The sequence below is a fragment of the Dapis purpurea BLCC-M126 genome, from assembly GCF_050015975.1.
Taxonomy (GTDB): Bacteria; Cyanobacteriota; Cyanobacteriia; order Cyanobacteriales; family Microcoleaceae; genus Trichodesmium.
Window position 1 is genome coordinate 67,586 of the sequence record NZ_JBNHER010000327.1, and the last position, 11,200, is coordinate 78,785.

The 11,200-nt window shown below is 35.4% G+C and carries 8 protein-coding genes; 5 read left to right on the forward strand and 3 right to left on the reverse strand.

What is annotated here, in order from left to right; genetic code table 11:
- Positions 1-1,467, forward strand: a 1,467-nt coding sequence (locus ACP6PL_RS30140) for a WD40 repeat domain-containing protein (protein WP_426549054.1), incomplete at its 5' end; no start/stop codon positions are given.
- A 145-nt stretch (positions 1,468-1,612) separates the two neighbouring features.
- Entirely contained in the window at positions 1,613-2,743 is a 1,131-nt protein-coding gene (locus ACP6PL_RS30145; RefSeq protein ID WP_426549055.1) for a P-loop domain-containing protein, read from the forward strand.
- Between the two features lie 741 nt (positions 2,744-3,484).
- Here the strand turns inward: ACP6PL_RS30145 and ACP6PL_RS30150 are convergent.
- From ACP6PL_RS30150 to ACP6PL_RS30160, 3 genes are all read right to left on the reverse strand, one after another.
- Entirely contained in the window at positions 3,485-3,955 is a 471-nt protein-coding gene (locus ACP6PL_RS30150; protein ID WP_426549056.1) for a response regulator, read from the reverse strand.
- Positions 3,956-4,174: 219 nt separating this feature from the next.
- Complete coding sequence (locus tag ACP6PL_RS30155; RefSeq protein ID WP_426549057.1) at positions 4,175-4,453, reverse strand: hypothetical protein; 279 nt, start codon at positions 4,451-4,453, stop codon at positions 4,175-4,177.
- A 358-nt stretch (positions 4,454-4,811) separates the two neighbouring features.
- Positions 4,812-5,180 carry a hypothetical protein gene (locus tag ACP6PL_RS30160; protein ID WP_426549058.1) on the reverse strand — a complete coding sequence of 123 codons (369 nt, stop codon included), beginning with the start codon at positions 5,178-5,180 and terminating at the stop codon, positions 4,812-4,814.
- 1,721 nt (positions 5,181-6,901) lie between these two features.
- On the opposite strand from ACP6PL_RS30160, the gene ACP6PL_RS30165 reads away from it, so the two are divergent.
- The 3 genes from ACP6PL_RS30165 (at position 6,902) to ACP6PL_RS30175 (ending at position 10,729) form a co-directional block, all read left to right on the forward strand.
- Positions 6,902-7,843, forward strand: coding sequence for a DUF3768 domain-containing protein (locus ACP6PL_RS30165; RefSeq protein WP_426549059.1), 942 nt, complete (start codon positions 6,902-6,904; stop codon positions 7,841-7,843).
- A 473-nt stretch (positions 7,844-8,316) separates the two neighbouring features.
- A complete protein-coding gene (locus tag ACP6PL_RS30170) occupies positions 8,317-9,426 on the forward strand; it encodes an aldo/keto reductase (RefSeq protein ID WP_426549061.1) in 1,110 nt (369 codons plus the stop codon).
- A 655-nt stretch (positions 9,427-10,081) separates the two neighbouring features.
- Positions 10,082-10,729 (forward strand): peroxiredoxin-like family protein, encoded by a 648-nt coding sequence (locus ACP6PL_RS30175; RefSeq protein ID WP_426549062.1) that lies wholly within the window; start codon positions 10,082-10,084, stop codon positions 10,727-10,729.
- Positions 10,730-11,200: the final 471 nt, after the last annotated feature.

Here is an 11,200-nt window from a genome sequence, read left to right on the forward strand (position 1 = left end):
GATGGCAAATATGTAGTTTCGGGTTCATTCGATCATACACTGAAAGTCTGGAATCTGGAGACTGGGCAGGAGTTACACACTCTCATGGGACATAGTAACCCGGTAATGGCAGTAGCAGTGACACCCGATGGCAAATATGTAGTTTCGGGTTCAGTGGATCAAACACTGAAAGTCTGGAATCTGGAGACTGGGCAGGAGTTACACACTCTCATGGGACATAGTAACCCGGTAATGGCAGTAGCAGTGACACCCGATGGCAAATATGTAGTTTCGGGTTCAGTGGATCAAACACTGAAAGTATGGAATCTCGATACTGGGCAGGAGTTACACAGTCTCAGGGGGCATAGTTTATCGGTAGAAGCAGTAGCAGTGACACCAGATGGCAAGTATGTAGTTTCGGGTTCAGTGGATCAAACACTGAAAGTATGGAGTCTGGAAACTGGGAAGGAGTTACACAGCATCAGGGGGCATAGTAACTCGGTAATGGCAGTAGCAGTGACACCAGATAGCAAATATGTGGTTTCGGGTTCAAAAGATAGAACACTGAAAGTATGGAGCCTGGAGACTGGGCAAGAGTTATACACTCTCAGGGAGTATAGTTTATCGGTAGAAGCAGTAGCAGTGACACCAGATAGCAAATATGTGGTTTCTGCTTCAGAGTGGGATCAAACACTGAAAGTATGGAATATCGAGACTGGGCAGGAGTTAGGCAGTCTCAAGAAGCATAGAGACTCGGTAATGGCAGTAGCAGTGACACCAGATGACAAATATGTGGTTTCGGGTTCAGTGGATCAAACACTGATAGTCAGGAGTCCGGAGACTTGGCAGGAGTTACACAGTCTCAAGAAGCATAGAGACTCGGTAATGGCAGTAGCAGTGATACCAGATGACAAATATGTGGTTTCGGGTTCAGTGGATCAAACACTGATAGTCAGGAGTCTGGAGACTGGGCAGGAGTTACACAGTCTTAGGGGACATAGTCACTGGGTAAACGCAGTAGCAGTGACACCAGATGGCAAATATGTCGTTTCGGGTTCAAAAGATAGAACGCTGATAGTCAGGAGTTTGGAGACTGGGCAGGAGTTACACAGTCTCAGGGGGCATAGTAGCTCGGTAACGTCAGTAGCAGTGACACCCGATGGCCAATATGTGGTTTCTGCTTCAGAGTGGGGTCAAACACTGAAAGTCTGGAGTCTCGATACTGGGCAGGAGTTACACAGTCTCAGGGGGCATAGTCACTGGGTAAACGCAGTAGCAGTGACACCCAATGGCAAATATGTAGTTTCTGTTTCGAGTGATCGTACACTGAAAGTCTGGAGTCTGGAGACTGGAGAAAACTTGCTGACTTTTTATGGTGATTATCCGTTTAGGTGTGTTGCTGTCAGTGCTGATAGTCGGAGTGTTGTTGCGGGGGATGATGAGGGAGTGGTTCACTTTTTCAGGATGGAGGGACTGGATGGCGGATGATTTGTAATTTCAAGAGAGAAATAACTAGGACTTACGCAGACAAACTCAGAAACCGGGTTTTTTCCCTAGATGTCATAAAAACAACGATTTATCATAAAAACCCGGTTTCTTTCCGCAAATCCTGATCGCAATAAACACAAAAACTATGAACAACAAACAACAAACAATCAACCCTTACTACACCAACACCCCACCGCCAAACTGGCAACCCATTCTCACCACCCTCGCCGAAAACTTTATCGGCAGAAAATCCGTATTCTCAGAAATTAACCAATTCATCCAACAATACGATCGCGGCTATATCTCCATAGTCGCTCCTCCTGGTAGTGGCAAAAGCGCCATCTTGGCAAAATACATTCTCACCCATTCCCAGACAGTCTATTACAACTGTCAAATCAATCAACAAAACCGCACCCATCTGTTTCTCCAAAACATTTCCCACCAACTCATCCAGCATTACGGGTTAGACTATCCCATTCTCCCGGAAAATGCGACTCAAGATGGCGGTTTTCTCATCCTTTTGCTGCAAAAAATTAGTGACTCATTCCCCAGCAACCAACACTTAATAATTGCCATAGATGCTCTAGATGATCTCGACTTAAACGACCAAATTAGTTATACAAATATTCTCTATTTGCCGAGATATGTACCTCAGCAAATTTATTTCCTAATTACCCGCCGTCCGTTTTTATCCCAAAAATCTCGACTTTTGATCGAGGCTCCCCACAAAGTTATTAATCTGAAAAATTACCATCAGGAAACAAAGTCAGATATGAGAGAATATATTCAGCAGTTTCTCAGCCAAAACCAACATCAGGAAATATGCGATCGCTGGTTAGCAAAACAGCAAATTAGGGAGAATATTTTTACAGAAAATTTACTCAATTATGCTGGGGATAATTGGCTGTATTTAACTACAGTATTAAGGACAATAATCGACGATTTTAATAACGCAAACTTCGAGCAAAATCAACTACCACCAGCTCTAGTTTCTTACTATCAACAACATTGGCAAAAAATGTTTCCTCGATCGCCAACAGAACTAGAATTAAATATATTGAAGCAGTTAGTTAATTCGGATATTCGTTTATCTGTAGAAACAATAGCCAAAAATTTAGATGAAAGTTTAGATGGGGATGAATTTGATATTGAGGAAATATTAGAAAATTGGCGGGAGTTTGTGGAAATAGAGAAAAATGAGTTAGGAGAGAGATATAGTTTATATCATCCCAGTTTCCAGGAATTTTTGAGAAAAGTTGAGGAATTTAGAATTTAGAATTCAGAATTAAAGAATTCATGTTGAAAGTTTCCCCTTGAAATTCGATCCCCCCTAACCCCCTTGAGAAGGGGGGAACCTTCAAAGTCCCCCTTCTCAAGGGGGATTTAGGGAGATCGTAAATGTATCTCATAACTGTGGGAATTGCTGTATTTATAACCATTTAACCGGACTTAATATTCCCTATTCCCTATTCCCAACAAAACTATAAATTCAGTTCCTTTTCCTTGTGTGGAGAGTTTGGGGAGGGTGGTAAGATAGAGAAAGTAGGAGGAATAATTTTTCCCTGATTTTTCTGCCATATTCAGACCAAAATGCTCACTTTTTGAGGGTTTAGGATTAAAAAGCAGGTACTTTTTCAAGGCTTAAAGAGGCTAAAACCTTTATATATCAGTGTTATGAGTATTAATCAGCAAGCCCTACTTATATCCTAACTTATGTAAATATTGCTAATTGTGGGAGCTTCATCAATATAAATTGTCCATAGAGATGATTGGCCTTCCTTGGAGAGCGTTTGCTTTCAGTTGAAAAACTTACTTAGATAATTTTATCAATTTAACACAATTTTTAACAGCATTAAACATTTATTTCCGTTTTTTGCCTATTTGAAACTTCTTAATCCTCCTGAATTGAAAAAGTATCATAATTTTTCAATTCATTTAGACTAGATACATATCAATAATTCAATTAGTAAGTAGATATTGAATATCACCTCTAAAGTTAATTAGAGGGTTTAACTATCTAAGCAAATTGATTAATATAATTTTTATGTGTCGGCACTATCAATCTGATACAACCTTCTTTTAAAGTTGGAGTGTACTTATATTCATTTATTCTTAGTTTATTTATGCCTAACTCTGTCATCATAGCGAAGATTTCAGAATATTGAAAAGGTTTGCTAAGATAGCCGTCTGCACCATATTTTATGGCTTCATAATAATCATTTTCATAATTTTTGCTAGTGCAGAAAATTATAGGAATATGCTTTATTTGAGGATCGGACTTAATTTGTTGACACACAGCATAACCACTTAATTTTGGTATTGTAATGTCTAAAAGCACCAAATCAGGTTTCTCAGAATGAATTTTTTCGATTGCTTCTAGACCATCATTAGCTTCTATTACATTTAGTCCTAGTCTAATCAGATAGTAGGAAATTATTTTCCTAACAGTAGAGCTATCTTCGACTAATAAAACCCTTTTTTTGAGCATTTTATGCAGTTCTCCTCTTGCGGATATAATTACGGTTGTTTTTTATTCAACTTTTTTACATATTAAGTAGTTTTGATGAATAATATTCATATTTTCAGGCATTAAATATATCCTAAATTGATCTGAATGAATTGAGCAGTGATGGTATAGATTTATGGGTGTGACTTGAATCACTTAGTATTAGTGACAATAAGTATTGACTATTGAAACAAATCATATTTAAGAGTATAGTTTTTCCTCAAATATATCTTCACAGGAAACCTCTTTAACATCTTGGAATCCAAAATCTTTTAAATATGAAATCCATCCATAAGGGGTATTTTCTATATTTAATATCCCGATTGCAACAGCAACATCTACTATCCAAGGAATAGTTGATATTTTGTATCCTTGCCAATTAGTTTCTACACATATCCATTCAGGAATCATATTAGTATCGAACTTAGTTTCTGATTTCCAAGTCGCTCTAAAACAATACATAGGAGTATTTTTTTGCATAATTTATTCGGTTAGAGAACATGACAAATTATTAATGGTTAACTCAAATATAGGTAAGCATTCCGTCATCAGTTTATAGCCAAATCAAGTCTCAATTAATATTGATATACTGAGCAATAATTAATAGCAATTATCAAAATTAAAGTTTTTGGTAATTATGATAAAAACATTAGTCAAAGGAGACCAATTTAGGAGATGCTATCTACCAGACAAATTCTATAGAAATAATTTTTAAGATTGAGAAGCTTACCAGTATTCGGCTTTCATTTTTATTACTGACTGCTAATAGCTGTTTTCAGGTGTTGCCGACATAAAACGCTGCACAACATGAATGCGGAGCATTCGGGCACGAAAATGCTTACAAAGATATAGGTAACTGTCCAGATAAAATATTCTTTAGCTCAAACATTAGGTCTTCATTGGTTTTGTGAGCTTCCCAAATGCCAGAATCAAACCTATTTATTCGCCATTCCCCTTGTATAAAGTTTTCATCTTCAGAAACAGTACCAACATAATTAATAATGTATTGTGAACCTATAAGATATCGCTTTGCAAAACTAATCTTGCGTCCAATAACTTCACCACTTAATGTGGCTTCTCCTAAATAATTATCATCTAAAATATTGCCACTCAAACTATTACCAGCTTGAATTAAGGTGGCTTCAAATCTTGTAGGATTTTCCTGTTGCCAATAAGTACCTAGCCAAGTTCCACTTAAATTTGCCATAGTAAATCAATTTGTATTTAATACAATATTTTGAATGTTAAAAATAATTAAGAGCTCCATATAAAAAGACTTTAGATTGAAATTATAGCAGTATGAAATCATGTGTAAAAAATTCAGGTAGTAGATAAAAATTCATAAAATTATACCATTTATGATAGCGTAGCTCCTCTTTCATTAATGGATAATGGATAATTACCTCTGGTTAAAACCGTAAGGAAATTAAATATAAGAAAATATTCTAGCACTTTTCTCGAGGGTAGATTGGATATGGCGTTTAGCGCTCCGCACAACGAGCATTTCGGCGACAGCCGAAATGAAAAATGCTATGCGACATGAAAAGTGAAGCGGCTCTGCATTCTTGGGGAAACCCGCTCTTGCAGAGCCGCTCCGAAGTGTGCCATCCCATCCTACGGAATGCTTCATAAACGACCGCTTTTTCTCTTGAAATAAAAGGCTTTATACGTTTATTTTTCGGTAAGAAGCATAGTAATGCTATATTTGATTGTCATCTCCCCATTTCCCCATCTTCCCATCTCCCCATCTCCCTATCTCCCTATCTCCCCATCTTCCCATCTCCCTATATTTAAGTACATAAATAGACCTATACAATAATCCCAAATTAAATCAATTATTGCACACTTATACATCAATTATTTCGACTTATTCCCTCTTTTCTGAAGATGTCTAATAGATCCCAAATGGGTTCTATATATCATATCGTAAAAATGGCTCGGCAATTAACGATCTGCCTCAGATTGAGGATTTAGAGCTGTTAAATTAAATGGTATATTTAAGGATTTTAAACCATCTCAAACTGTTAGACTTAGTTGTAGCTGTGTAGATCAAATTAGGGTAGGTAAACAATTGTGTAATTGTGCTTTTTCTGCACAAAATGGTATAAGTATACTTTTGTGCTTTTTACTAATTACTAGGAAGGGTTTGCGTAACATCCCATAGGCAAGCATAACTTAGGAAAAGATAATATCTATTTAACAGATACATTAAATTTATTAATAGAGAGAGATTATATTTTAGATGTCTCCAGAACCAGGAACTTGCCCTTTATTTAGAATCAGCAATAGAAGTAAAAGCTGCTGACAAAATCATTTTTTGTACCTTTGGCGTGAAAATCTCTTCTCTGTTCCCTGTTCCCTGTTCCCTGTTCCCTACTATTGCAAAAAATTTATATCTTTTTCGGAAATGTCTATTAATAATACTACTTGCCGATTCGAGAAAATTTTTTATAATTATCGTCAGCCAATCAAGTATTTTCTATGGTTTCTGAACATCTTAAATATATATAAAATATAAAGTTTTAATTTTGATTCCTGACCTGAATCGACCACCAATATTTTCCATGACTTTTGATATATTGCATATACCATCAACTTTTTAAAACTTAACACCCACACTAGAGAAAATTTGACTACTTAAACTAAGTTCAGTAACAGGACATTTTGGCCAAAAGATTCAACATAGAGCTGGGTACAGAAATAGTTATACTAGATGCCACTAGATTCTAGTACCCATAATTAACTGAAACCTTAATCAATTTTTCTATTTTATTATCTAGTAAGCTATTATAAAATATAGGAGGTAAGCTGCTATTGTATAATTTATTCCTAGTGTCAACCACATTATAAAAATCATAGACAGCTAATCTTAACTATAAAAACCAAGGAACTTAAAATAACATTTAAAAATCAATTATTTGGAGAAAAATGAGCAGAAATAAACAATTATTAAATCAACATAAACAATTACCTGAACCTCAACAAAATGATTTTTTTAAAATATTTAGTCAGTCTCCAATAGGTACATCAACTTGGAATTGGGTTTTAACTCGTCCTCGTTCTGAAAAAAATCAAATTTTCTTACCTCTCTCTACACCATCTGCTTTGACAACAGATTATGAACCATTATTTTTATTAAAACTTCCTCGAGGGAAAAGTTGGGATTTAGAAAGTTCTATTAAAGTGACTGCTAAAGCCGGAGTTTTTATCACAAAAGTAGGCTCGATTTCTGTTGCACCACTATATGTTTTGTTCCAGTTATCAGGAAATGATTATATTTATCAAGTTTGGATTAATCATTATGGTGGAGATATGTTACCTTCTCCTTTAGATAAACTGGAAAAAATGCCATATTTAACTCTATTATTAATAGAAGATAAATCTCAGCCAGAAAGATTGATTAAAATTGATAATCAAATAGATTGGTCATGTTTGAAAGCCAAAGTTGAATCAGTAAAGTCTTGGAATTTAGCAGATTTCAATACAGTAAAATCTACAACACATTCTGCTCAAGAATTATGGAATAGAACAACAAAAGAAGAAGTTAGGGGAACAACAATAGCTAAGTTAAACGATCGCTTTAGAAGTGGAGATAAGAGTTTAGGAGAATATAGAATGAGTCGGCAAGTATTAGCATTACCAAGAAAAAAACAAAAAGAACTTTTTAAAGAAATTCAAGATTTTTCTGATTTTACACCTGAAAATGACCCCAAAGGTCAACACGAAATGGGTCAAGTGACACTGGATGGTGTGGAATATATTTGGAAAATTGATTATCTAGATACAAGCATGATTATGTTATCAGATGTACCAGAAGATATCAATAAAACTACTAGAGTATTATTGGTCATACGCTCCGATGAATGTTAATATCATGGCACTTATAGCTCAAGTCAGAAGTTAGAAGTTGAATTTGCAGCACAGACCATATTTCAGAAGAGCAATAATGTCTGCGCAATTAATAGCAACTGCTATATTTTGCTGCTTGAAATGAATAGTTAGCATTTGGTGGAAAAGGAATGAGGAAGAAGTATTTGGGGTTGAAAAATTTAAGTTTTAGTAGAAGGAAAATTTTCTCTAAAATCCTAGTTATTCTTCAAATCATTTCATTGATGATTTTTCCATATATTTTCTACATAAATCAGTTATCAGTTATCAGTACCTCCAGATGAACCGGAGGCTTAAAATCAAAAATTTTCTTATATTATTTAATTAAGAATTTTTTTGACAAAACTGTGATTTGCAAGAGGTGTTATTGAGGTTAACTATAAGATAAATTTTAGTCTTGTCTGAATATTATTTTATTGTATCATATCCAAGCAATTCATTATAATTAATGAGGAATGAAAAAAGTGATTTTAGGAAAAGCTACAACAACAAAAACCAAGTCTTATGCTCAACTTCATCAAACAGAATGTCTGCCAGAACACTTTCGAGAATTTAATAACTTTACTGCTAGTTCAATAGGTATCGGTACATATCTAGGTTCCTCAGATCCAGCAACAGATAATTTAGTCACAGAAGCAATTATTAAATCTGTAAAAAACGGGATAAATTTAATAGATACTGCTATCAATTATCGGTCTCAGCACGGCGAAATTAGTGTTAAAGCAGCTCTACTTAAATTGATAGAATCAAAAACCGTATCGCGAGAAGAATTAATCATTTGTTCTAAAGGTGGTTTTATTCCTAACCGACAAAAAGAAGAGTGGTTTAAACGAGAATATATAGATAACCCTAAATTTAATATTCAAGCAACAGATATGGTGGCGGGAGTTCACTGTATGCACCCAGAATATATTCAAGATCAACTAGAACGCAGTTTAATAAATTTGGGCATAGAAACTATTGATATTTATTACTTACATAACCCAGAAACTCAATTAGGAATTATTCCTGCTGATGAATTTTATCGCCGTCTAAAAGCAGTTTTTTCAGTGCTAGAAAAAGCTGCTGATGCTGGCAAAATAACTGCTTATGGAATAGCTACTTGGCAAGGTTTTCGAGTGCCACCAACAGATGCAAAACATATAGACTTAGCAAAAGCTAAATCTATTGCCCAAGAAGTAGCAGGTGGAACAGGCGATCGCTTCCAATTCATCCAACTACCAGTTAACCTAACAATGACAGAAGCAATTATTAGTCCTACTCAACTTGTAGATGGCAAAATTCTACCCGCCATTACTGCAGCAAACCAACTTGGCATCAACGCGATCGCTAGTGCTTCCATTGCTCAAGCTAAAAACCTCAAGCAACTTCCTCAAAAAATTATGACTGCCCTGGGGGAAAACCTGGAAACAGATGCAGTACGCGCTCTGCAATTTACCCGGAGTGTTCCTGGTTTATGCTCCGCTCTAGTAGGAATGAAATCTCCTAACCATGTGGCAGAAAATCTGACATTAACTAGCATTCCAACCTTAGATGCTGCCTACTTTACTCAGTTGATAAGTTGATTTCAGAAAATCCTACCAAGCGATCGCTCTATAGCTCTACGCGCAAGTTAGAAGTTAGAAGAATCCCTTGAATTTTAACATTTATAAATGTCCACGCTCTATTTCCGTAGTGCTATATAGTATTTTTTTAGATTCTAGATTTTACTAAAAATTTGGGTTGAAAATCTTGCTCTTCAGCAGGCGACTTTTGATATAATTAATGATTAAAATTCTTAGGTTTAATCTAAAATTTGGCTTTCCTAGGGGAGATGTTATATCATGTCCGGTAGCATCGGTATTGTAAAAGGGTAAGAATTGAGAATTGAGAATTGAGAAATTTGCTTTGTCAGGTTTTATTGAAGGGTATTAACACCGAAAAAACTTAAATTTCCTGTAGATATTCACCCTTTGGTTTACACGCTCCGATACCAGCCGACATGATATTATATGTAACATAGGACAGTCCAAGAAAAAGCTCAAGTTAGTCACGAAAATTAAATTATTGCCAAGGCAGTAATTTATCACTTTTTGCTTACAAGGTTTGGGGTAATTTATCAAGTTAATCCTGACTGAGAAGCATTGCCAAAGATGGCTAAAATCGTACTTTCCATTTGGAATTAATTTACCTAAATTTGGTCTTAATTGGAATGAAAATTCAAAAAAAATGGGAAATATTATGAACTTAACCGAAAACTTACAACAACTTCAAACCGAAATAGAAGCAAAACTACCAGAAGATGCAAAGGCAAAAATGCAAAAATTCGTAGTTGACTTAGCTGATTCTGGCATTGTTAACAACAGCTTAAAAGTAGGACAGAAAGTTCCTGAGTTTAGCTTGCAAAATGCAGTAGGTAAAACAGTAGACTTAAAATCATTACTTGCAGAAAATCCTGTAGTAATTTCCTTCTATCGTGGGGGATGGTGTCCTTACTGCAACATGGAATTAAGAGGTTTACAAAAATATCTACCACAAATTACAGAATTAGGAGCAAAATTAATCGCAATTTCTCCAGAAACTCCAGATAACTCTCTTTCTACTACAGAGAAAAATGAACTAACTTTTGAAGTATTAAGTGATGTGGGAAATCAGATTGCTAAACAATTTGGTTTAGTTTTTCAACTTCCCGAAGAATTACGACCAATTTATCAAAGTTTTGGTATTGACTTACCAGCTTATAATGGCGATGAAAGTTTTGAATTACCAATTCCTGGAACTTATGTAGTTGCTAAAGATGGTACAGTTACCCATGCTTTTGTTGACCCAGATTATACAAAACGCCTTGACCCAGAAGAGATTATTAATGTGTTAAAAAAATTCAAATAGCACCATATAAATTGCTTTAATTAAATATAGGGATTACAGTAGGGGCAAAGGACTGGTATCCCCTACTTTTTCAGATCAAATTGTTGAATAATTTAACCTTATTTAGCTTGAAGAAGGAATAATATCAAATCCGGTTGAATACTTATTATATGGTTGGGGGGATGGGGAGATGGGGAGATAGAGATTAACCCCTAACCACTCTCCGGTGGGGAATTTAGCGAGATATCTATTAAAGTAATTGAAAAAATTATCAAAACATATCCTATGACCAGATTCTATGTGCAATTAACCGGATTTGATATAATTCATTAATTGATAATTGATAATGGATAATTGATAATTACCTCTGGTTAAAACCCTTCGGGAATTGAAGATTGGGAAATATCATTTCTCTTCTCTTAGTCGATTGGATATGCCGTTTAGCGTTCCGCACAACGCGCGTTAACGCGGAGCGACATGAAAAGCGTTTCG

Coding starts and splice junctions, on each gene's coding strand:
- ACP6PL_RS30155 (WP_426549057.1), bottom strand. CDS start 4,453: ATGCAAAAAAATACTCCTATGTATTGTTTTAGAGCGACTTGGAAATCA.
- ACP6PL_RS30170 (WP_426549061.1), top strand. CDS start 8,317: ATGAAAAAAGTGATTTTAGGAAAAGCTACAACAACAAAAACCAAGTCT.
- ACP6PL_RS30175 (WP_426549062.1), top strand. CDS start 10,082: ATGAACTTAACCGAAAACTTACAACAACTTCAAACCGAAATAGAAGCA.
- ACP6PL_RS30165 (WP_426549059.1), top strand. CDS start 6,902: ATGAGCAGAAATAAACAATTATTAAATCAACATAAACAATTACCTGAA.
- ACP6PL_RS30150 (WP_426549056.1), bottom strand. CDS start 3,955: ATGCTCAAAAAAAGGGTTTTATTAGTCGAAGATAGCTCTACTGTTAGG.
- ACP6PL_RS30145 (WP_426549055.1), top strand. CDS start 1,613: ATGAACAACAAACAACAAACAATCAACCCTTACTACACCAACACCCCA.
- ACP6PL_RS30160 (WP_426549058.1), bottom strand. CDS start 5,180: ATGGCAAATTTAAGTGGAACTTGGCTAGGTACTTATTGGCAACAGGAA.